This window comes from Noviherbaspirillum sp., from assembly GCF_035254865.1.
Classification (GTDB): Bacteria; Pseudomonadota; Gammaproteobacteria; order Burkholderiales; family Burkholderiaceae_D; genus Noviherbaspirillum.
Map to the genome: position 1 here is coordinate 114,318 of NZ_DATFAF010000082.1, position 21,897 is coordinate 136,214.

At 59.5% G+C, this 21,897-nt stretch carries 21 protein-coding genes; 16 read left to right on the top strand and 5 right to left on the bottom strand.

Translation table 11 applies throughout. From position 1 onward, the window contains the following. Window positions 1-209 precede the first annotated feature (209 nt). From gshA to VJ651_RS20940, 9 genes are all read left to right on the top strand, one after another. Window positions 210-1,508: a glutamate--cysteine ligase gene (gene gshA / locus VJ651_RS20900; protein WP_324109277.1), complete on the top strand. Its 1,299-nt coding sequence runs from the start codon at window positions 210-212 to the stop codon at window positions 1,506-1,508. 3 nt (window positions 1,509-1,511) lie between these two features. Then, complete coding sequence (gene gshB, locus VJ651_RS20905; RefSeq protein WP_324109278.1) at window positions 1,512-2,453, top strand: glutathione synthase; 942 nt, start codon at window positions 1,512-1,514, stop codon at window positions 2,451-2,453. Window positions 2,454-2,551: 98 nt separating this feature from the next. Beyond that, the gene (locus VJ651_RS20910) at window positions 2,552-2,953 is read left to right on the top strand and encodes a PTS fructose transporter subunit IIA (RefSeq protein WP_324109279.1); all 402 of its coding nucleotides are present in this window, start codon (window positions 2,552-2,554) and stop codon (window positions 2,951-2,953) included. Window positions 2,954-2,970: 17 nt separating this feature from the next. Beyond that, complete coding sequence (locus VJ651_RS20915) at window positions 2,971-3,240, top strand: HPr family phosphocarrier protein (protein WP_324109280.1); 270 nt, start codon at window positions 2,971-2,973, stop codon at window positions 3,238-3,240. Between the two features lie 7 nt (window positions 3,241-3,247). Beyond that, window positions 3,248-4,999: a phosphoenolpyruvate--protein phosphotransferase gene (gene ptsP, locus VJ651_RS20920; protein ID WP_324109281.1), complete on the top strand. Its 1,752-nt coding sequence runs from the start codon at window positions 3,248-3,250 to the stop codon at window positions 4,997-4,999. 223 nt (window positions 5,000-5,222) lie between these two features. Further along, window positions 5,223-6,371 (top strand): homoserine O-succinyltransferase MetX, encoded by a 1,149-nt coding sequence (metX, locus tag VJ651_RS20925; protein ID WP_324109282.1) that lies wholly within the window; start codon window positions 5,223-5,225, stop codon window positions 6,369-6,371. After that, window positions 6,368-6,970 (top strand): methionine biosynthesis protein MetW, encoded by a 603-nt coding sequence (gene metW / locus VJ651_RS20930; RefSeq protein WP_324109283.1) that lies wholly within the window; start codon window positions 6,368-6,370, stop codon window positions 6,968-6,970. The genes metX and metW overlap by 4 nt, the downstream gene beginning before the upstream one ends. Window positions 6,971-6,994: 24 nt before the next feature. Further along, window positions 6,995-8,296: an AmpG family muropeptide MFS transporter gene (locus VJ651_RS20935; protein WP_414691369.1), complete on the top strand. Its 1,302-nt coding sequence runs from the start codon at window positions 6,995-6,997 to the stop codon at window positions 8,294-8,296. Between the two features lie 43 nt (window positions 8,297-8,339). Next, window positions 8,340-9,218 (top strand): M48 family metallopeptidase, encoded by an 879-nt coding sequence (locus VJ651_RS20940; RefSeq protein WP_136413653.1) that lies wholly within the window; start codon window positions 8,340-8,342, stop codon window positions 9,216-9,218. On the opposite strand, the gene VJ651_RS20945 is transcribed toward VJ651_RS20940, so the two are convergent. After that, window positions 9,208-10,005: an exodeoxyribonuclease III gene (locus VJ651_RS20945; protein WP_324109284.1), complete on the bottom strand. Its 798-nt coding sequence runs from the start codon at window positions 10,003-10,005 to the stop codon at window positions 9,208-9,210. The genes VJ651_RS20940 and VJ651_RS20945 overlap by 11 nt on opposite strands. Before the next feature lie 306 nt (window positions 10,006-10,311). Here VJ651_RS20945 and pyrE point away from each other — a divergent pair, with 306 nt between their 5' ends. Together pyrE and VJ651_RS20955 are read left to right on the top strand one after the other, a co-directional pair. Beyond that, window positions 10,312-10,977, top strand: coding sequence for an orotate phosphoribosyltransferase (pyrE, locus tag VJ651_RS20950; RefSeq protein ID WP_324109285.1), 666 nt, complete (start codon window positions 10,312-10,314; stop codon window positions 10,975-10,977). A gap of 38 nt (window positions 10,978-11,015) precedes the next feature. Continuing rightward, window positions 11,016-11,639: a DUF4124 domain-containing protein gene (locus tag VJ651_RS20955; RefSeq protein WP_324109286.1), complete on the top strand. Its 624-nt coding sequence runs from the start codon at window positions 11,016-11,018 to the stop codon at window positions 11,637-11,639. A gap of 53 nt (window positions 11,640-11,692) precedes the next feature. On the opposite strand, the gene gatB is transcribed toward VJ651_RS20955, so the two are convergent. From gatB to gatC, 4 genes are read right to left on the bottom strand one after another with little or no spacing between them, the layout of a single operon-like run. After that, window positions 11,693-13,168 carry an Asp-tRNA(Asn)/Glu-tRNA(Gln) amidotransferase subunit GatB gene (gatB, locus tag VJ651_RS20960; protein ID WP_324109311.1) on the bottom strand — a complete coding sequence of 492 codons (1,476 nt, stop codon included), beginning with the start codon at window positions 13,166-13,168 and terminating at the stop codon, window positions 11,693-11,695. A 57-nt stretch (window positions 13,169-13,225) separates the two neighbouring features. Continuing rightward, on the bottom strand, window positions 13,226-13,708 hold the full coding sequence (locus tag VJ651_RS20965) for a hypothetical protein (RefSeq protein ID WP_324109287.1): 483 nt from the start codon (window positions 13,706-13,708) through the stop codon (window positions 13,226-13,228). 2 nt (window positions 13,709-13,710) lie between these two features. Continuing rightward, window positions 13,711-15,171 (bottom strand): Asp-tRNA(Asn)/Glu-tRNA(Gln) amidotransferase subunit GatA, encoded by a 1,461-nt coding sequence (gatA, locus tag VJ651_RS20970; protein ID WP_324109288.1) that lies wholly within the window; start codon window positions 15,169-15,171, stop codon window positions 13,711-13,713. Window positions 15,172-15,220: 49 nt separating this feature from the next. Further along, the gene (gatC, locus tag VJ651_RS20975; protein WP_324109289.1) at window positions 15,221-15,523 is read right to left on the bottom strand and encodes an Asp-tRNA(Asn)/Glu-tRNA(Gln) amidotransferase subunit GatC; all 303 of its coding nucleotides are present in this window, start codon (window positions 15,521-15,523) and stop codon (window positions 15,221-15,223) included. Between the two features lie 264 nt (window positions 15,524-15,787). Here gatC and VJ651_RS20980 point away from each other — a divergent pair, with 264 nt between their 5' ends. The 5 genes from VJ651_RS20980 to rodA all read left to right on the top strand — a co-directional run bounded on the left by VJ651_RS20980 (window position 15,788) and on the right by rodA (window position 21,863). Beyond that, entirely contained in the window at window positions 15,788-16,831 is a 1,044-nt protein-coding gene (locus VJ651_RS20980) for a rod shape-determining protein (RefSeq protein ID WP_057290805.1), read from the top strand. Between the two features lie 99 nt (window positions 16,832-16,930). Further along, complete coding sequence (mreC, locus tag VJ651_RS20985; RefSeq protein ID WP_324109290.1) at window positions 16,931-18,136, top strand: rod shape-determining protein MreC; 1,206 nt, start codon at window positions 16,931-16,933, stop codon at window positions 18,134-18,136. Beyond that, on the top strand, window positions 18,133-18,648 hold the full coding sequence (mreD, locus tag VJ651_RS20990; RefSeq protein WP_324109291.1) for a rod shape-determining protein MreD: 516 nt from the start codon (window positions 18,133-18,135) through the stop codon (window positions 18,646-18,648). The genes mreC and mreD overlap by 4 nt, the downstream gene beginning before the upstream one ends. Window positions 18,649-18,753: 105 nt before the next feature. Continuing rightward, the gene (gene mrdA / locus VJ651_RS20995) at window positions 18,754-20,742 is read left to right on the top strand and encodes a penicillin-binding protein 2 (RefSeq protein ID WP_324109292.1); all 1,989 of its coding nucleotides are present in this window, start codon (window positions 18,754-18,756) and stop codon (window positions 20,740-20,742) included. Continuing rightward, entirely contained in the window at window positions 20,742-21,863 is a 1,122-nt protein-coding gene (rodA, locus tag VJ651_RS21000; protein ID WP_324109293.1) for a rod shape-determining protein RodA, read from the top strand. The genes mrdA and rodA overlap by 1 nt, the downstream gene beginning before the upstream one ends. The last annotated feature ends 34 nt before the right edge of the window (window positions 21,864-21,897 follow it).

Sequence of the window (21,897 nt, forward strand, 5' to 3'; positions counted from 1 at the left end):
CCCGAGGCGCTTTTTTTTCGGCACGCTCTTTAAAAAGGGCATGTTCGCCCAGACTTATGCTTGGTTCATTATGGACGCCGGATGTTCGTTGCCATTTGTGAAATGCACGTCCGGATTTCGCCTTCCTCTGACAACACCACGTACACGCAATAGGACGATTACCGTTAGAATCTTCCTATTGCAAAAATGCTTACTGCTAGAAGGTTTCCATGGTTCCGCATCTCGTCACCGCCCTGAACGGTCCGCTTCTCGACCTTGAAAAGAAAATCCTGTCCGCGACGCCGTCCATCGAGCGCTGGTTCCGCCTCGAATGGCAGGAACATACGCCGCCGTTTTACTGCTCGGTTGACTTGCGCAATGCCGGATTCAAGCTGGCGCCGGTCGATACCAATCTTTTTCCCGGCGGTTTCAACAACCTGTCGCCCGAAATGCTGCCGCTCGCAGTGCAGGCAGCGATGGCCGCAATAGAGAAATATTGTCCGGACGCCAAGAATCTGTTGCTGATTCCGGAGCGCCATACGCGCAACGTCTTTTACCTGCAAAATGTCGCGCGCCTGATGCAGATCTTCCGTCAGACCGGCCTGAATGTTCGTCTGGGCTCCTTGTCCGAAGAGGTGAAGGAACCGACCAATATCGACCTGCCCGACGGCAGCACGATCACGCTCGAACCGCTGGAGCGCTCTGCCAACGGCCGCCGCCTCGGACTGAAGAATTTCGATCCCTGCACCATCCTGCTGAACAACGATCTGTCCTCCGGCATTCCACCCATCCTGGAAAACCTGCATGAGCAGAGTCTGTTGCCGCCGCTGCATGCCGGCTGGACCGTGCGCCGCAAGACCAACCACTTTGCCGCCTACGACGAAGTGGTGAAGAAGTTCGCCAAGCTGATCGATGTCGACGGCTGGATGCTTAATCCGTATTTCGCCAAGTGCGGCGAGGTCAATTTCCACGAGCGTACCGGCGAGGAATGCCTGGCCTCCAATGTCGACGCGGTGCTGGCCAAGATCCGCAAGAAGTACAAGGAGTACGGCATCAAGGAAAAGCCTTTCGTCATCGTGAAAGCCGACGCCGGCACCTATGGCATGGGCATCATGACCGTCAGGGATGCGAGCGAGGTCAAGGACCTCAACCGCAAGCAGCGCAACAAGATGGCGGTCGTGAAGGAAGGCCTCGAAGTTTCCGATGTGATCATCCAGGAAGGCGTGCATACCTTCGAGCACATCAATGATGCGGTTGCCGAGCCGGTGGTGTACATGATCGACCGTTATGTGGTCGGCGGCTTCTACCGCGTGCACGCGGAACGCGGCGTCGACGAGAACCTGAATTCGCCCGGTGCGCATTTCGTGCCGCTGGCATTCGCCCAGCAGCACGCTCTGCCGGATCTGCAGGCCAAGCCGGGCACCGCGCCGCCCAACCGTTTCTACATGTACGGCGTCGTCGCGCGCATGGCCTTGCTGGCCGCGTCGATCGAACTCGAAAAGACCGATCCGAATCCCGAAGTGTACTGATCCATGAAATTTGCCTTTCTCGCCGATCCGCTCGACCATTTCAAGATCCACAAGGACACCACCTTCGCGATGATGGCCGAAGCGGCGCGGCGCGGCCACGCGGTGTATGCCTTCGAGCAGAAGGACATGGCTTTCCATGCCGGCCTCCTGACGGCGAACGTTGCGCGCATTACCCTGACCGGCGATCCGCAAGACTGGTACCACGCGGAGCCGGCGACGGCCATGCAGCTGACCGAGTTCGATGCGGTCATCGTGCGCAAGGATCCGCCCTTCAACATGGAATACATCTACCTCACGTATTTGCTCGAGGTAGCCGAGCGCCAAGGCGCGCGCATCTGGAATCGTCCTGAAGCAATTCGCAGCCATAATGAAAAGCTGGCGATCGCGCAATTTCCTGAATTCACCTCGCCGACCCTGGTGACCAGCGACGAGAACCGGATTCGCGCATTCCACCGCGAACAAAAGGACATCATCCTGAAACCGCTCGATGGCATGGGCGGCATCGGCATCTTCCGCGTCAAGGAAGACGGCATGAATCTGGGCTCGATCATTGAAACGCTGACGGAAAACGGCATGCTGACGATCATGGTCCAGCGTTTCATCCCCGAAATCAGCCAGGGCGACAAGCGGATCCTGCTGATCGGCGGAGAGGTGGTGCCGTATTCTCTGGCCCGTATTCCGCAGAATGGCGAAGTGCGCGGCAATCTGGCCGTGGGCGGGCTGGGTGTCGCGCAGCCGCTGTCCCGGCGCGACAGGGAAATTGGCGAAGCGCTTGCGCCAATTCTTTTAAAGCGCGGCCTAATACTGGTAGGATTGGATGTTATCGGGGATTACCTGACGGAAATTAACGTCACCAGTCCGACCTGTTTCCAGGAAATCGCGCAACAAACGGGCTTCGATGTTGCCGGAATGTTCATCGATGCACTGGAAAAGCAGTACCCATAAGAAAAATCCGCATTGCGGATCAAGGACTGTCGCGGTCACGGCCGCTAGCCGATGTCATCCCCGCTAGGCGCGACAAGTCCTGTTGAAACCTGAAAACCATGATCGGCATTCTGCTCCTCACGCATGCACCGCTAGGTAACGCCTTCATCGAGGCGGCGACCCATGTTTTTCGCGCGCGGCCGGAAAGAATGGAAGCAATCGACGTGCGCGCCGATCAGGATCCTGCCGAAGTCAACCAACTCGCGCAGGAAGTCATTCACCGCATTGACGACGGCTCGGGCGTTCTCGTCATCACCGACGTGATGGGCGGCACACCGTCCAATTGCACCCTGCGCTTGTGCAGTCCCGGTCATGTGGAAGTGATCGCGGGCATCAGCCTTCCGATGCTGTTGCGTGCCTTGACTTATCGTAACGACACGCTCGACGTCGTGGTCGAAATGGCTTTGGCCGGGGGACAGAGCGGGGCTGTGCGCGTAGACAACCGCGTCCGGCTTTCTTAAAACAAGATCGACAAGAAATGATTCAACAAGAAATTGAAATCACCAACAAGCTCGGATTGCATGCACGCGCGTCGGCCAAACTGACACAACTTGCAGCGAAGTTTCAAAGCGAAGTCTGGTTGACCCGCAATGCGCGGCGCGTCAATGCCAAGTCCATCATGGGCGTCATGATGCTGGCCGCCGGCAAGGGAGCGACCGTCACGCTGGAAACCGAGGGCGCGGACGAGAAAGCATGCTTTGACGCGATCGCCGAGCTGATCCAGAATAAATTTGGCGAAGGCGAGTAAAGACGCGATGGCTTCTTTTACGCTTCATGGGATACCGGTGTCACGCGGGATTGCGATCGGCCGCGCGCACCTGCTCACGCCCGCGGCGCTCGATGTCAAGCATTACCTCGTTCCGCAGGAGCAGGTCGAGGCGGAAGTGCAGCGCCTGCAAAGGGCGATCGCCACCGTCCACAAGGAACTGCAGACCATCTGGAATGACTTGCCCAAGGATTCGCCGGCCGAACTGGGCGCCTTCATCGATGTGCACGCGCTGATCCTGTCGGACCCGATGATCGCGGAAGTGCCGCTCGAAATCATTCGCGCCCGCCACTACAACGCCGAATGGGCGCTGGTTACCCAGATCGATGAGCTGTCCGCGCAATTCGACGAAATCGAGGATGCTTACCTGCGTGAGCGCAAGGCCGACATTCTGCAAGTCGGCGAGCGCGTGCTGAAGGTATTGACCGGCAGTGCCAACACGCTCCCGTCGACCAACGGTTCGGACGAGCCGAGCGGGCGCATGATCGTGGTCGCGCACGATATTTCGCCGGCGGACATGCTGCAGTTCAAGAATCGTGCCTTCGGCGGCTTCGTCACCGACCTCGGCGGCCAGAACTCGCACACGGCGATCGTTGCCCGCAGTCTCGACATTCCGGCGGCCGTCGGCATGTATAACGCCTCTGCGCTGATCCAGCAGGACGACTGGGTCATCATCGACGGCGACGCCGGCGTGGTGATTGTCGATCCGACCCCGGAAGTGCTGGATCAGTATCGCGATCGCCAGGCGCGGCTGATGCGGGACCGCAAGAAGCTCGGCAAGCTCAAGAAGACGCCCGCCATTACCAGGGACGGAACGGCAGTCACGCTGCTGGCCAATATCGAACTGCCCGATGATTGCCCGACTGCGCTCGAAGCCGGTGCGATGGGCGTCGGCCTGTTCCGCTCCGAATACCTGTTCATGGGCCGCGTCGGCCTGCTCGGCAAGCTGCCGTCCGAAGACGAACAGTTCGAATCCTACCGCCAGGCAGTGGTTTCGATGAAAGGCCGGCCGGTAACCATTCGCACGCTCGACATCGGCGCCGACAAGCCGCTCGATGCGGCTGAGCAGACCGCGCTCAATCCGGCGCTCGGCTTGCGCGCGATTCGCTTCTGCCTGGCCGAGCCGCAAATGTTCATGGTGCAGCTCCGCGCCATCCTGCGCGCTTCCGCATATGGCCCCGTCAAGCTGCTGATACCGATGCTCGCCCATGCTTTCGAAATCGACCAGACGCTGGCCATGATCGAACAGGCGAAGACGCAATTGCGCGAGGCCAACAAGAAGTTCGACCCGCTCATTCCGGTCGGTGCGATGATCGAAATTCCGGCCGCGGCATTGACCTTGCCCATGTTCGTCAAGCGCATGGATTTCCTGTCCATCGGCACCAATGACCTGATCCAGTACACGCTGGCGATCGACCGTGCCGACCATGAGGTTGCGCATCTGTACAATCCGCTGCATCCGGCGGTCCTGTACCTGCTGTCGACCACGATCTCGATCGGTGCCAAGGCCGGCATTCCGGTGTCGGTATGCGGCGAAATGGCGGGCGACACGAAACTGACGCGCTTGCTGCTGGGCATGGGCCTGCGCGAGTTTTCCATGCATCCGTCGCAGATTCTGTCGGTCAAGCAGGAAATCCTGAACAGCGACCTCACGTCCATCGTTCCGCATACGAAGAAGATCCTGCGCGCGATGGAGCAGTCGACGATCCTGGAAGCCGTCGACAAGCTGCGCGAGGTATGAGGCCGGGGCAAAGAAACGCGATGGCGGTTTGACAAGTGAGTTTGACTGCGGGAACCGACTTGGTTATCCTTATGCAAGGCGCCGATTTGATAATCAGCTTGCGGGCGCGTAATAAATACGGCTAAAGCGTGCTTGTTGATACGCCTGAACTTAGCCCGGAAAGCTGACCGCTTCTCGGGCTTTTTTGTTTTCTGCGCGCCTTTGCGCACACTTTGGGATCGTCATGTCATCCTTGGGAATCGTTTCGCCGCAATCGATGCATTTTTCCGAGCCCTTGCCCTTGAGCAGCGGGGCCTCGCTGGCGGACTACACGCTGATGTATGAAACCTATGGCAAGCTCAATGCCGATCGCTCCAACGCGGTTCTGGTCTGCCACGCACTGAACGCCTCGCACCATGTCGCCGGCATGTATGAAGGCGCGGACGGCAGCAAGAACGTGGGCTGGTGGGACAACATGGTCGGGCCGGGAAAGCCGGTCGATACCGATCGGTTCTTCGTCATCGGCGTCAATAATCTCGGTTCCTGTTTCGGATCAACCGGGCCGATGCAGATCAATCCGGCCACCGGCAAACCGTACGGCGCCGACTTCCCGGTCGTGACGGTGGAAGACTGGGTACGCGCGCAGGCGCGGCTGGCCGATGCGCTGGGCATCCAGCAGTTCGCTGCCGTGATGGGCGGCTCGCTGGGCGGCATGCAGGCGCTGGCCTGGAGCATGATTTACCCGCAGCGCGTGCGCCATTCGGTGGTGATCGCGTCCACGCCCAAGCTGTCGGCGCAAAACATCGCCTTCAACGATGTCGCGCGCCAGGCGATCCTGACCGATCCGGATTACCACGGCGGTCATTATTACGAACACAAGGTGGTGCCCAAGCGGGGCTTGCGGGTAGCACGCATGGTGGGCCATATCACCTACCTGTCCGACGACAGCATGGCCGAGAAATTCGGCCGCGACTTGCGCAATGGCGGTTACCAGTTCGGCTACGGAATCGATTTCGAAATCGAATCCTACCTGCGCTATCAGGGCGACAAGTTCTCCGAGTATTTCGATGCCAACACTTATTTGCTGATCACCAAGGCGCTCGACTATTTCGACCCGGCGCGGGAGTATGGCAACGACCTGACCAAGGCGCTCGCCAGGACAGAGGCGCAGTTTTTGCTGGTGTCCTTCACCACCGACTGGCGCTTCTCGCCGGAGCGCAGCCGGGAAATCGTGCAGGCGCTGGTCAACAACAAGCGCCGCGTCTGCTACGCGGAAATCGACGCCCCGCATGGGCACGATGCCTTCCTGCTGGAGGACCCGCGCTACATGAACGTGGTGAAAGCCTACTACGACCGCATCTGGCAAGACATCACGCAAAGGGGGCGCGCATGAACTTCCGCGAACTGATCACTTTCCGCCCGGACCTCGCATTCATCGCGCACTGGGTATCTCCCGCCTCGCAGGTGCTCGACCTCGGCTGCGGCGACGGCGTGATGCTCGACTATTTGCAGACCGATAAGCAGTGCCTCGGCTATGGCGTGGAAATCGATGACAACAAGATCCCGGTCTGTATCAACCGTGGCGTTTCGGTGATCCAGCAAGATCTGGAGACGGGACTGGCGATGTTTGCCGACGATGCCTTCGACACCGTGCTGTGCTTGTCTGCCCTGCAAATGATGAAGAACGTGGAAGGCGTCCTGCGCGACATCGCGCGTGTCGGACGCGAAGCCATTGTCTCCTTCCCGAATTTCGCCTACTGGCCGCATCGCTTCGCGCTGCTGCGTGGGCGCATGCCGGTATCGAAATCGCTGCCTTATGAATGGTTTGATACGCCCAATCTTCGTTGCGCCACGATCAAGGATTTTGAGGAACTTGCGAACCGGGTGGGACTCGAAGTGCTCGAATGCGTCGCGTTGCAAGACGGCAAGCCTGTGTCCTTCCTGCCGAATTGGCGTGGCAGTCTGGCCGTGTTCCGCTTTCGTAAAAGATAATTCCTAAACTCTAGCGAGCACGACATGACATTGGCAGCGCCTTCCGCTACCGAACCTACTCCCGAGCCTGACACCAGGGCGAAGCCGGGCTGGCGCCATTACTTCAATCGCCAGATGCTGATCTGCGTCTCGCTCGGCTTCTCGTCGGGCCTGCCGCTGTTCATCCTGTACAACCTGCTGTCGGCCTGGCTGAAGTCGGAAAACGTGGACCTGAAGGCCATCGGCCTGTTCGCGCTGGTCGGCTTCCCCTATACCTGGAAGTTCGTCTGGTCGCCCTTGATGGACCGCTTCCATTTCCCGATGCTCGGGCGGCGGCGCGGATGGATGCTGATCACCCAGATTGCCTTGCTGGGTACGGTGGCCTCGATGGGTCTGTTTTCGCCCCGAACGGAGCTCACCGCCATCGTGTTCCTGTGCGGCGCGGTCGCCTTCCTCTCGGCCAGCCAGGACATCGTGATCGATGCCTATCGCCGCGAGATGCTGACCGATGAACAACAGGGCTCGGGCACGGCGCTCTTCGTCAACGCCTACAAGCTGTCGACTCTGGTGCCGGGATCGCTTTCGCTGATCCTGTCCGACTTCATGAGCTGGCAGTCGGTGTTCTTCATTACCTCCCTGTTCATCTTGCCCGGCATCGTCGCCACGCTGATCATCGCCGAGCCGAAAATCTACGGTCAGCCGCCGAAAAACCTGCGTGAAGCGGTGGTCCTGCCATTTCAGGAATTCATTCATCGCAGCGGCTGGTCGTACGCGCTGCTGGTGCTGGCGTTTATCTTTTTGTATAAGCTCGGCGACTCGATGGCGACCGCGCTGGCGACGCCGTTCTATATGGACCTCGGCTTCACGCGCACCCAGATCGGCCTGGTGGCGAAAAACGCCGGCCTGTGGGCCAGCCTGTCCGGCGGCATTCTCGGTGCGATCTGGCTGGAGAAGACAGGTATCAACCGCGGACTGTGGATTTTCGGGGTGCTGCAGGCCTTGGCGATTCTCGGATTTGCCGCCCTGGCGCAAACCGGTGTCAACACCAACGATCACGCCACGCTGATGCTGGGCGCGGTGATCGGCCTGGAAGCGTTTGCCGTCGGCTTGGGGACTGCGGCGTTCACCGCCTATATCGCCACGACGACCGATCCGCGCTACACTGCGACGCAATATGCATTGTTCACCAGCCTGGCCGCCGTGCCGCGCACCTTCTTCAACGCGGCCACCGGTTTTATCGTGGACCAGACCGGCTGGTTCGTCTTCTTTCTTCTATGCTTTGCACTGGCGATGCCAGGCATGATGTTGCTGCCGAAGATTGCGCCCTGGAACGGCGAAAAGAAATAATAATCGGGTGCGCCGCCAGTGCGCAAAATTGTAGGGGGGGCCGATGAAGCGAATCCATATCGCACCGTTGCTGATTGTTGCATGCTGTTTCGGCATGCAGCCGACTCTCGCGCAGACACAGGCCGAGGACGGCGTCAAAGTGGGGAAACCGTCTGCCTTGCGCAAGCTGGTGCCGGAAGACCAGGTGGAAGCCACCGCGCTCCAGCAATATACCGGCATCAAGCAGCAGGCGAGCCGCAAGGGGGCGCTGGTGCCGGACAGCGATCCGCAGGTCGTGCGACTGCATGCAATCGCGAAGAAGATCATTCCTCATGCGGCGCGCTGGAACGAGCGCGCGACGCAATGGCAATGGGAAGTCAGCCTGATCGCCTCCAATGAAGTCAACGCCTTCTGCATGCCCGGCGGGAAGATCGCCTTCTACACCGGCTTGCTGAACTCGCTGAAGCTCACGGATGACGAAGTCGCCATCGTCATGGGACATGAAATCGCCCACGCCCTGCGCGAGCATGGCCGCGAGCGCATGGCCAAGGGCACGCTCATCAATCTCGGAACGGCGCTGGGGTCCGCGCTGCTTGGCTTGAAAGATACCGGGCAGATGCTGGCGGGGCAGGGCGCCAAGCTGGTCATGCTGAAGTTCTCACGGAGCGACGAGACCGAAGCCGACCTGGTCGGTCTCGATATCGCCGCGCGCGCCGGCTATGACCCGCGCGCCGGCATCGCCTTGTGGCAGAAGATGGGCATGATCAGCAAGAACGCGCCGCCGCAGTGGCTGTCCACTCATCCGGCCGGCAACAGCCGCATCGAGGACATGCAAAAACACCTGCCCGAGGTGATGCCGCTCTATGCGAATGCCAAAGGGACGGCGCCCGACGCGCTTCCGCCCTATCAAAGCAACGTAAAGGGAATCGCGCCTATCCGCTGATGAATGCTGATGCGCCCTCGTACTCGACGACGAGCGGCGCATGGTCGGAGAAGCGCTCATCCTTATAGATGGACACCGCGCTCGCACTGGCTGCAATGCCCGGCGTGGAGACGTGATAATCGATGCGCCATCCGACATTCTTCGCCCATGCCTGTCCGCGGTTGCTCCACCAGGTGTAGGCATCGCCCGTCGCATCCGGGTGAAGCCGGCGATATACGTCGATCCAGCCCACTTCATCGAAAAGCCGCGTCATCCATGCGCGCTCTTCCGGCAGGAAGCCGCTGTTCTTCTGGTTGGATTTCCAGTTCTTCAGGTCGATTTCCTTGTGCGCGATATTCCAGTCGCCGCAAATCACCACCTCGCGCCCTGAGCCGATGAGTTTTTCCAGGTGCGGCAGGAATACTTCCATGAAGCGGAACTTTGCCTGCTGGCGTTCCTCGCTGGACGAGCCGGACGGGCAATAGACGGAAATCACGCTGAGCTTGCCGAAATCGCACTGCACATAACGGCCTTCGGCATCGAATTCATCGCAGCCAAAGCCCACTTGCACCGCGTCCGGCTCGAATTTCGAATAAACGCCGACACCCGAATAGCCCTTCTTTTCCGCGTAATGGAAGTGGCCGTGATAGCCGTGCGGATTGAGAAACTCGGGCGTCATGTCGGCGGCCTGCGCCTTCAGCTCCTGCACACAGACGACGTGCGGCGACTGCTTCGACATCCAGTCGAAAAAACCTTTTTTGGCGGCGGAGCGGATGCCGTTCAGATTGGCGGAAACGATTTTTAGCATGGGTGTCGAGGAAAAAAGCGAGCGGCCAGTGCCCTTTTCCGCAGGTTCGTTGCAAGAATAAAAGGGGCGAAATCGTGTCGAGACAAGGAAAAAAGCGCAGCAAGGACGAGTTCCCTTGCGAGCATTTTTGACGCCGTATCGGCGCGATTCTCGCCATCTTTTATGCAGCGAACTTGCGGAAAAGGGCACTAGCATAACCGAAATTTGTGGAAGCCGATTCGGTCATGCCGGACGCATATCCAATTACAATGCCTGCTTGGCTGGTATTGAACCCGGCATTGTCAATTTATACATTTTGAGGTCATCTTGAGCAAGCTACGTCAGGAGTTCATCGCGTTTTCCGTCTCCGCCGGTGTATTGCGCTTCGGCGAATTCGTCACCAAGGCGGGCCGTACGTCACCGTATTTCTTCAATGCCGGACTGTTCAACGACGGCGCCAATCTGGGCAAGCTGGCCGAGTTTTATGCCCAGACCCTGCTCGATTCCGGGGTCGAGTTCGACATGTTGTTCGGGCCTGCCTACAAGGGAATTACACTGGCGTCGGCGACCGCAGTTGAACTGGCGCGCAAGGGACGCAACGTGCCCTTTGCCTTCAATCGCAAGGAAGCCAAGGACCACGGCGAGGGCGGTACCATGGTCGGCGCCAGGCTGCAGGGCAAGGTAGTCATCATCGACGACGTGATTTCGGCCGGCACCTCGGTTCGCGAGTCGGTCGAAATGATTCGTAACGCCGGCGCAACGCCGTGCGCGGTGCTGATTGCGCTGGACCGCATGGAGCGCTCCGGCAAGGATGGCGCCTTGTCCGAGCATTCGGCGGTGCAGGAAGTGACGAATGCCTACGGCATGCCGGTGATTTCTATTGGCAACCTGAACGATTTGCTGGAATATATTTCCAAGGCGGACGCCAACGAGGAACTGGCCAAATACAAGGACGCGGTCGCCGCCTATCGAAGCCGATATGGAGTCATGTAGTTCATTGATGTAGCTCGTACACGCATTCGGGAGGTCCGATGAAGAGTACACTCGGAATTGCCTTGTTCATTCCTCTGATCGTCGTGCCCTGGCAAGCGTCGGCGCAGATGTATCAGTGCAAGGACGCGTCAGGACGCAGCATCACTTCCGATCGACCCATTCCCGAATGCGCAAACCGTCCCCTGCGCGAACTCTCCCCAAGCGGCATGCCCCGGCGCGAAATTCCTGCGCCGCTTAGCGCCGAAGAGCGTCTCAAGATGCAAGAGCAGGAAGAAAAGCGCAAGGCCGAAGCGATCGCTGCCGAGGAGCAAAGGCGCAATGACCTGGCGATTCGTGCGCGCTTCCGCAGCGAGGCAGATATCAAAGTGGCCCGCAAACGTTCGCTGGAGCCGGTCGAGGAGCAGATCAAGCGAGAGAGACTGACGCTGGCCAACGCAGAGAAGCAGCAGAAGGCGGCACAGTCAGAGGTGGATGCATTCAAGGCGAAGAGTGCGCCGGTGCCGACCATCGTGCAACGCAAGCTGGATGATGCGGACCACGCCGTGGAGGCGTCGCAGAAACTGCTGCGCGATCAGGAATCGGAACTCGTACAAATCAATGCAAAGTATGAGGCGACCTTGAATCGGTATCGCGAACTGGTGGGGCCGGTCGCCGCGAAATAGCGACGCCGTCTGCCGCAGCCTGCGTCTGGCGCAGGTTGCAGTCGATTGCGGGATCAACCGGCCAGCTTCTTCTTCAGCAGCTCCGTCAGTTGCGCCGGATTGGCCTTGCCCTTCGTTGCCTTCATGGCCTGGCCGATAAGTGCGTTGAATGCCTTCTCCTTGCCGGAGCGGTATTCCTCAACCGACTTGGCATTCGCCGTCAGTACCTCGTCCACGATCTTCTCCAGCGCACCGCTGTCCGAAATCTGCTTCAAGCCCTTGGCCTCGATGATGTCGTCGGCCAGCGTCGACTTGTCGGAGGGCGCTTCCCACATGCCCGCGAACACTTCCTTGGCAATCTTGTTGGAGATCGTGCCGTCGGCAATGCGCTGCAGCAGGACGGCAAGCTGTTCGGCCTTCACCGGCGCGTCGGCGATATCGACGCCTTCGCGATTCAGCGTCGAGGAAACGTCACCCATCAGCCAGTTCGCCGCCGGTTTTGCCTGCTCCTTGCCTGCCTTGGCAATCACGCCCTCGAAATAGGCTGCCATGGCCTTCGACTGCGTCAGAACTGCTGCGTCATACTCCGGCAGGCCGTAATCCTTCACGAAGCGTTCGCGCATCGCACCAGGCAACTCCGGCATTGATGCCTTGACGCGGTCTATCCATTCCTGCGCGATCACAAGCGGCGGCAGATCCGGATCGGGGAAGTAGCGATAATCCTGTGCGTCTTCCTTGCTGCGCATCGAGCGGGTTTCCTTGCGATCCGGGTCGTAGAGGCGGGTTTCCTGCACCACCTTGCCGCCGTCTTCGATCAGCTCGATCTGGCGTCGCACTTCGAAGTTGATCGCTTCTTCAAGGAAGCGGAAGGAGTTCAGGTTCTTGATTTCGCAGCGCGTGCCGTATTCCTTCTGGCCCATCGGGCGCACCGATACGTTGGCGTCGCAGCGGAATGAGCCTTCCTGCATGTTGCCGTCGCAAATACCGAGCCACATCACCAGCGAATGCAAAGCCTTCGCATAGGCGACCGCTTCCGCAGCACTGCGCATGTCGGGCTCCGTGACGATTTCCAGCAGCGGCGTCCCGGCACGATTGAGGTCGATGCCGGTCATGCCGTGATAGTCCTCATGCAAGGACTTGCCCGCATCTTCCTCGAGGTGGGCGCGGGTCAGCTGCACGCTGCGCATCTCAGCCTTGCCATCCTTTTCGAGGACGAAGGAAACGGTCCCGCCTTGCACCACCGGGATTTCATACTGGCTGATCTGGTAACCCTTCGGCAGATCCGGATAAAAGTAATTCTTGCGCGCGAAAATCGAGCGCGGCGCAACCGTCGCGCCGATTGCCAGACCGAACTGGATGGCACGTTCCACCGCACCCCTGTTCATCACGGGCAGCACGCCGGGCAGCGCCAGATCGACCGGGCAGGCCTGCGTGTTCGGTTCGGCGCCGAAGCGAGTCGCTGCGCCACTGAAGATTTTCGATACCGTCGAGAGTTGTGCATGCGTCTCGAGACCGATTACGACTTCCCACTGCATAGTTTTCTCACTTATAAAATCTGACTCATTCCCTTCCTCTTCACGAGGAGCGGCAGGGCGGGGATGGCTTGCTTATTCGTCATAACGGCACTTGCCGGTCTTCATATCTACCGACAACTCCGTGAAATTGCTGCGCGATCCGCACAGCGCGGGGCAGCTCGGCTTGACCGCCAAGGTGTCGCCTTCGCGCTCCAGCCGGATCGTGCAATTCATTCTGCGATCGAACTTGAAACCGCGTCGATCGCGTGCGGCGCGCGCATCCTTCAGTGTCACGCGCCACGTTGTTCTTTCCTGCTCGGTCCTGACCTCTGCGTTCAAGCCGTCGCTTGCGTCGATACTGCAGTCAAAACCGTGCGTGCTGCGAAACAGGGACGATTCCCAGGAAAAGGCATCGATGCGATCGCCATTCAGCTGGAATTCGCCAGTATCGGCATAGGTCACCGTTTCGCCGTCTTCGTTGCGCACCGCGCTGCAGGAAAAATGCGTGTCCAGTTGTTGCGCGAAGGCTGTCCCGCTTATGCAGAGCAGTGTCAGCGTGACGGCGCAGCGCAACATGCTTATACGCCTTCCGGTTTGCGCTGATGCCAGTCGGTCGCGCGCTGGTATTGGTGCGCCACGTTCAGCAGCCGCGCTTCATCGAAATAGTTGCCGATGATTTGCAGGCCGACCGGCCGCTTCGCATTCTTCTCGCCCTGGCCGAAGCCGCACGGAATCGACATGCCCGGCAAGCCTGCAAGACTGGTCGACAAGGTGAAGATATCGGCAAGATAGTTGGCGACCGGATCGTCCGCCTTGTCACCGATATCCCATGCGACGGTCGGCGACACCGGTCCCATGATCACATCGCATTGCTTGAAGGCGTTCTGGAAGTCCTGCGCGATCAGGCGGCGGATCTTTTGCGCCTGCAGGTAATACGCATCGTAATAACCATGCGACAAGACATAGGCGCCGACCAGGATGCGGCGCTTCACTTCCTCGCCGAAGCCTTCCGCGCGCGACTTGCAGTACATGTCGGTCAGATCCTTGTATTCCTTGGCACGATGTCCATAGCGCACGCCATCGAAGCGGGACAGGTTGGACGATGCTTCCGCCGGCGCGATCACGTAATACACCGGGATCGACAGTTCGGTTTTTGGCAATGAAATATCGACCAGCGTAGCGCCCAGCTTTTCATATTCGCGCAATGCAGTCCGTACCGACTGTTCGACATCGCCCGCGAGGCCCTTGCCGAAATACTCACGCGGGATGCCGATTTTCAAACCTTGCAAGGGCTTGTCCAGATCGCGGGTGAAATCTTCGCTTGGGCGCTCCAGGCTGGTCGAGTCGTTCGGGTCGAAGCCGGTCATGGCATTCAGCAGCATGCCGCAATCCTCGGCGGTCCGGGCCATCGGGCCGCCCTGATCGAGCGAGGATGCAAACGCGATCATGCCGAAGCGCGATACGCGCCCATAGGTCGGTTTGATGCCGGTGACGCCGCACAGCGAAGCCGGCTGACGGATCGAGCCCCCGGTATCGGTTGCGGTAGCGGCCGGCGCCAGGCGGGCGGCGATCGCCGCAGCCGACCCACCGGACGAGCCGCCCGGAATGGCCGCCCTGTCCCACGGGTTCTTCACCGGGCCGAAATACGAGTTCTCGTTGGAAGAACCCATGGCAAATTCATCACAATTCAATTTTCCGAGCGTAACCATACCTGCCGTACGGAACTGTTTGACGACAGTTGCATCGAAGGGGCTGATGTAATTCATCAACATTTTCGAACCTGCGGTCGAGCGCCAGCCTTGTGTGACGAAGATGTCCTTGTGTGCAATCGGAATTCCGGTCAGCGGCGTGGTGTCGTTTCGGGCAATACGGGCGTCTGCCTCGGAGGCTTGTTGCAAGGTCAGCGCTTCATCGACATGGATGAAGGCATTGAGATCGCTTTGCTGAATGCGGGAGAGGAACAGCTTGGCCAGTTCAGTGGCGGAAACCTGTCTGGCATGCAGCAGTGCTGAGAGTTCTTTGAGAGTCTTGGTATGCATAGGGTGGATTACCGCTGGGGCACTTTGTCCGGCGTGCTGACGGAGAGGATTATTCGATGACTTTCGGGACCAGATACAAGCCGTCCTGCGTTGCCGGTGCGACTTGCTGGTATTCGTCGCGGCGGTTCGGTTCGGTCACGGCATCCTCGCGCAAGCGCAGGGCGACGTTGTCTTGATAGGCTGCGATCGGATGATTCAGGGGCTCTACGCCGCTGGTGTCCACGGCGCGCATCTGTTCAACCAGGGCAAAAATGCCGTTGAGCTTGTCAAGGGTCTTGCTGGCCTGTGTGTCGTTCAGGTCGAGCTGCGCCAGTCGGGCAAGGCGCTTAACATCGGAGAGGTCGAGTGACATGATTGGGTAATTTGGGCAGCCATTGACGGCTTGGTTACTCTAAAAAACAAAGGTGTTTTGGTTGTGGCAAATACTTGTCAAAACGCTTGTTGCAGCTTGCATTTGCACCGCATTTTTGACGTTTCCGTCGACTAATTTCAGCTAAATTATAAGGTAGAATGTCGGGTTAATACCTTGCTGGCGCCGAAGCGTTTGAGCCGCCGCAGGAACGCGGGTTTTAACCTCTAATGTTTAAGCGCGCCACTTTGCGCATCAGGACAATACATGTTTGGATTCTTACGCAGTTATTTTTCTAACGACCTGGCCATCGATCTGGGCACTGCCAATACGCTGATTTACGTGCGTAACATGGGCATCGTACTCGACGAGCCCTCGGTGGTGGCGATCCGCCAGCAAGGCGGTCCGAATGGCAAGAAGACGATCCAGGCCGTGGGCAAGGAAGCCAAGCAGATGCTCGGCAAGGTGCCGGGCAACATCGAAGCAATCCGCCCGATGAAGGACGGCGTGATTGCCGACTTCACCGTCACCGAGCAGATGCTCAAACAGTTCATCCGCATGGTGCACGACTCCAAGCTGTTCAAGCCGTCCCCGCGCATCATCATCTGCGTACCCTGCGGTTCCACTCAGGTGGAACGTCGCGCGATTCGTGAATCCGCACTCGGCGCAGGCGCGTCGCAGGTCTATCTGATCGAAGAACCGATGGCTGCCGCGATCGGCGCCGGCCTGCCGGTATCGGACGCGACGGGTTCCATGGTGGTCGATATCGGCGGCGGCACCACCGAAGTCGGCATCATCTCGCTGGGCGGCATGGTCTACAAGGGCTCGGTACGCGTGGGCGGCGACAAGTTCGATGAAGCCATCGTCAACTACATCCGTCGCAACTACGGCATGCTGATCGGCGAACAGACCGCCGAAGCGATCAAGAAGGAAATCGGCTCCGCCTTCCCGGGTTCGGAAGTGAAGGAAATGGAAGTCAAGGGGCGCAACCTGTCCGAAGGCATTCCGCGCTCGTTCACGATCTCCAGCAATGAAATCCTGGAAGCGCTGACCGATCCGCTCAACAACATCGTCTCTGCCGTCAAGAACGCACTGGAACAGACTCCGCCAGAACTCGGCGCCGATATCGCCGAGAAGGGCATGATGCTGACCGGCGGCGGGGCGTTGCTGCGCGACCTTGACCGTCTGCTGATGGAAGAAACCGGCCTGCCCGTGATCGTTGCCGAAGACCCGTTGACCTGCGTGGTACGCGGCTCCGGCATGGCGCTCGAGCGCATGGACAAGCTTGGTTCGATCTTCTCCTACGAGTAATTCTGCACAATGCTTTACGCGCGACGCCTTGCACTTTCCCTGCAAGGCGCGCGGGCGGACAGAGACACGTCACATTCCTGGTATCAACGTTAGGCACTGATGGAATACAGTCCACCGCCACTCTTCAAACAAGGCGCCTCCGCACGCGCCAAAGTGGTGTTTTTCTCCCTGATCGCCCTCATCCTGCTGGTCGCCGACTCGCGCATGCGTTCGCTGACCACGATCCGCCAGGTAGTGGGCACCGTGCTTTATCCCTTGCAGGTGGCAGCATTGCTGCCGCGCGACGCAGCCTACAGGGTCGGGGATTATTTTTCCTCGATGTCGGCCCTGCAAAAGGAAAACAACCGGATGAAGGAGCAGCAGGTCGCCAATGCGCAGACCCTGCAGCAGGTGCACCAGCTGGCGGCTGAAAATGCCCAGTTGCGCAAGCTGCTCGCTGCCAACGAGCGCGTCCCGGTCAAGTCGATACTGAGCGAGATCCTGTATGACGCACGGGACCCTTTCACGCGCAAGATCGTGCTCGACCGCGGCAGCCAGCATGGCGTATTGCCCGGCCAGCCGGTGATCGACGATATTGGCGTGGTCGGGCAGGTCACACGCGTGTTTCCGTTCACATCCGAGGTAACCCTGTTGACCGACAAGGAGCAGGCCATTCCGGTCCAGGTGGTGCGCAGCGGGCTGCGCAGCATCGCCTATGGCCAGGGCCATTCCGGGTCGCTCGACCTGCGCTTCATGCCGGCCAATGCCGACATTAAGAATGGCGATATCCTGGTTACATCGGGAATTGACGGAGTCTACCCAGCCGGTTTGTCGGTCGCCAAGGTTGTCCAGGTTGAAAGCAAGTCGAGCGATGCATTTGCCCGCATCGTCTGTCAACCGATGGCTGGCATCGACCGCAACCGTCAGTTGCTGATCCTGCTGACCGAAGCCAATTTCCCCGTGCGCCCGGCGCCCGAGGAATCCAGGGACAAGAAGGACAAGTTCGGCAAGAAGCATGCGGCTGAGGGACTCAAGGAATCCGCGAAGGAAATGCCGAAAGAGCCGGTCAAGGACGGCGTCAAGGAACAGAAGAACGAGGCTGCACCCGCGGCTCCCGAACAAAAGACCCTGGCTGCCCCGGCAGCAAGTCCTGCGGGGCAAAAGCCGACGACCGTCGCTCAGCCAACCGCGGCAGCGGTCCAGAAGCCGGCCAATGCACCGGCGGCGGCGCCCGCAGCGGTCGTCCCGCCGAAACCGCAGGCGACAGTGCGGCCCGCACCCGCCGCACCGCAGACGACTGTTGAGCAAAAGGCAAGGACACCATGAACACGAGTCCTCATTACATTCTGCTTCCGGCCAATCCGCTGTTTATCGCGACCAGCGTCATTGGCGCGTTTCTGCTGAATCTGCTGCCCTGGGACCATTGGTATGGCGTCCCCGACTTTGTCGCGCTCGTGCTGGCGTTCTGGAGCATTCACCAGCCACGCAAGGTCGGCATCGGAATTGCGTTCATGATGGGCTTGCTGATGGATGTGCACAACGCCAGCCTGCTGGGCGAGCATGCGCTGTCCTATACCTTGCTATCCTATTTCGCCATCATGATTCATCGCCGGGTGTTATGGTTCAAGCTGCCGACGCAGGCCGCTCATATCCTTCCCCTGCTGCTGCTGATGCAGGCGGTGCAGTTGACGGTGCGCTTGCTGGTCAGCGGAAAATTCCCCGGCTGGCTGTATTTCCTGGAAAGCATAGTCGCGGCCGCGCTCTGGCCGGTGGTGACCATGATCCTGCTGGCGCCGCAGCGCCGCGCGATCGATCGTGACGATACGCGTCCGATTTGAATACGGAACGTTCACGACCTTGAGATTGTCGAGAACAGCGCTGTTGCAAGCGCCTATCCCCTTCCTCTTTCTCGCTTGCACGCGAGTGGAGCGTAATGGCTGAGTATGACCGAGTTTAAGAATACCGAACGTGAAATACATCTGTTCCGCCTGCGCCTGTCGGCGGCGGGCGTGTTCGTGCTCATCTGTTTCGGATTGCTGATCACGCGCTTCCTGTGGTTGCAGACGGTCAAATACAAGGACTATGCCAGCCAGGCCGAAGACAATCGCATTTCCGTCGTGCCGGTCGTGCCCAATCGCGGCCTGATCCTTGACCGCAACGGCGTGGTCCTGGCGCGCAATTTTTCCGCTTACACGCTCGAAATCACGCCCTCCAAGATCCAGGAGCCGCTGGACGCGGTGATTGAACACCTGTCAGCGCTGGTCGATATCCAGCCCAAGGATCGCCGCCGCTTCCGGCGACTGCTGGACGAAGCGAAGAACTTTGAAAGCGTGCCCATTCGCACCCGTCTGACGGATGAGGAGGTGGCCCGCTTTACTGCGCAGCGCTATCGTTTTCCTGGCGTGGAGATCCAGGCGCGACTGTTCCGTCAGTATCCGCTGGGAGAGACCGCTTCGCACGTCATCGGCTATATCGGCCGCATCAGTCAGCGCGATGCGGAACGGATCGACGACATGGAAGACGCAGCCAACTACGCCGGCACCGACTACATCGGCAAGGAAGGCCTGGAAAAGAAGTATGAGGAGGTACTGCACGGCACCACCGGTTATGAAGAGGTCGAGGTATCGGCAGGCGGGCGTGCGGTGCGGACCTTGTCGCGCACGCCGGCCACGCCCGGTCACAACCTGATCCTGTCGATCGATATCGAACTGCAAAAAGTCATCGAAGAAGCTTTCGGCGACCGGCGCGGCGCCCTGGTGGCGATCGAGCCGGCGACGGGCGATGTGCTGGCTTACGTCTCCAAGCCCACTTTCGATCCGAACCTGTTCGTGGAAGGCATCGATCCGAAGAGCTGGGAAGAGCTGAATACCTCGATCGACCGACCGCTGCTGAACCGTCCGCTGATCGGCAGCTATCCGCCCGGTTCCACCTACAAGCCGTTCATGGCGCTGGCGGCGCTGGAGCTTGGCAAGCGCACGCCGAACCAGGCCATTCACGATCCCGGATTCTTCTGGTTCGGCAATCATAAGTTCCGCGACGACAAGGAGGGCGGGCACGGCAGCGTCGACATGTACCGGTCGATCGTGCAGTCCTGCGACACGTATTACTACATGCTGGCCAACGATATCGGTGTCGACGGCATCCATGATTTCATGAAGCAGTTCGGCTTCGGGCAATTGACCGGCATCGATCTGGAGCATGAGCGCCAGGGCGTGCTGCCTTCGACCACCTGGAAGCGCAATGTCTACAAGCGGCCTGAGCAAAGGAAATGGTATGCCGGCGAAACGATTTCGCTGGGCATCGGGCAGGGTTACAACTCGTTTACGCCCTTGCAGATGGCGCACGCGGTGGCCACTCTTGCCAACAATGGCGTGGTGATGAAGCCGCACCTGGTCAAGATCATCGAGAATGGCGCCACCAAGGAGCGCACCCTGACGGTGCACAAGGAAAGCTACCGCATCGACCTCAAGCAGCAAAACGTCGACTTCATCAAGAATGCCATGGTCGGCGTGACCCGCGAAGGCACGTCGGCACGGGCGTTTGCCGGCGCCGGCTATGTCTCCGGCGGCAAGACCGGTACCGCGCAGGTGGTGGGCATCAAGAAGAATGAAAAGTACGACGCCAGCAAGCTCGACGAACGTCACCGCGACCACTCGCTGTACACCGCGTTTGCGCCGGCGGACAACCCGAAGATCGCAATTGCGGTCATCGTCGAAAACGGCGGTTTCGGCGCGGCGACCGCGGCGCCGATCGTGCGCAAGGCTCTGGATTATTACCTCTTGGGCAAGCGGCCCGAAGACAAGAACAAGCCGGCTGTTCCGGTTGAAAAAACCGACGAGGTGAATGCTCGTCCGGTGGCCGAGCTGAAGGCAGAGGCGGAATCCGTCGGCGGCCCGAAAGCCGGCGCGGAAACCAAAGGAAACCAGGACTGATGGCAAGCATCGATTTGACCGAACGGCGGCCGCTGTGGCCGATGATCAAGAGCTACCTGACGGTGTTCGACGGGCCGCTGGCGATCATCGTCTTTCTAATCCTGTGCGTGAGCACGGTCACGATGTACTCGGCCGGCTATGACTTCGCCGGGCGGATCGAAGATCACATGCGCAATATCCTGATCTCGTTCGTCATCATGTGGATTGCGGCCATCCTGCCGCCGCAGACCCTGATGCGCCTTGCCGTGCCGGTCTATTCCGTCGGAATCGCATTGCTGGTGGCAGTGGCTGTCTTCGGCATTGTGAAGAAGGGCGCGCGCCGCTGGGTCAATATCGGCGTCGTCATCCAGCCCTCCGAGATCCTGAAGATCGCGGTGCCGCTGATGCTCGCCTGGTTCTTCCAAAAGCGCGAAGGGATGTTGCGCTGGCATGAATTCCTGGTGGCCGGATTGCTGCTCGTGATCCCGGTCGGGCTGATTGCGAAGCAGCCGGACCTGGGCACGGCCATCCTGGTCATGGCGGCCGGCTTCTACGTCATTTTTCTTGCCGGCCTGTCATGGAAGGTGCTGGTCGGCCTTGTCATCGCGGCTGGAGCCAGCCTGCCGGTGGTATGGTCGCTACTGCACGATTACCAGCGTGAACGCGTCATGACGCTGATCGACCCGACTACCGATCCGCTCGGCAAGGGCTTTCACATCATTCAGTCGACTATCGCGATCGGTTCCGGCGGCGTCACCGGAAAGGGCTGGCTGAAAGGCACGCAGGCGCACCTCGAATTCATTCCCGAACGCACCACCGACTTCATCTTCGCGGTGTATTCGGAAGAGTTCGGCCTGATCGGCAACGTCACCCTGGTGGTTCTTTATTTGCTTCTGATCGGCCGCGGCTTGATGATCGCTGCCAACGCACCGACCGTGTTCACCCGCTTGCTGGCGGGCGCCATCACGATGATTTTCTTCACCTATGCCTTCGTCAACATGGGGATGGTGAGCGGTATTCTTCCCGTGGTTGGCGTGCCCTTGCCCTTCATGAGCTATGGCGGCACGGCGTTTGTGACGCTCGGGGTCGCCATCGGCATCCTGATGAGCATCCAGCGCCACCGCAAACTGGTCCAAAGTTGACGGCCGGATAGTTGCCCCGGAAACTTTTTCCGGG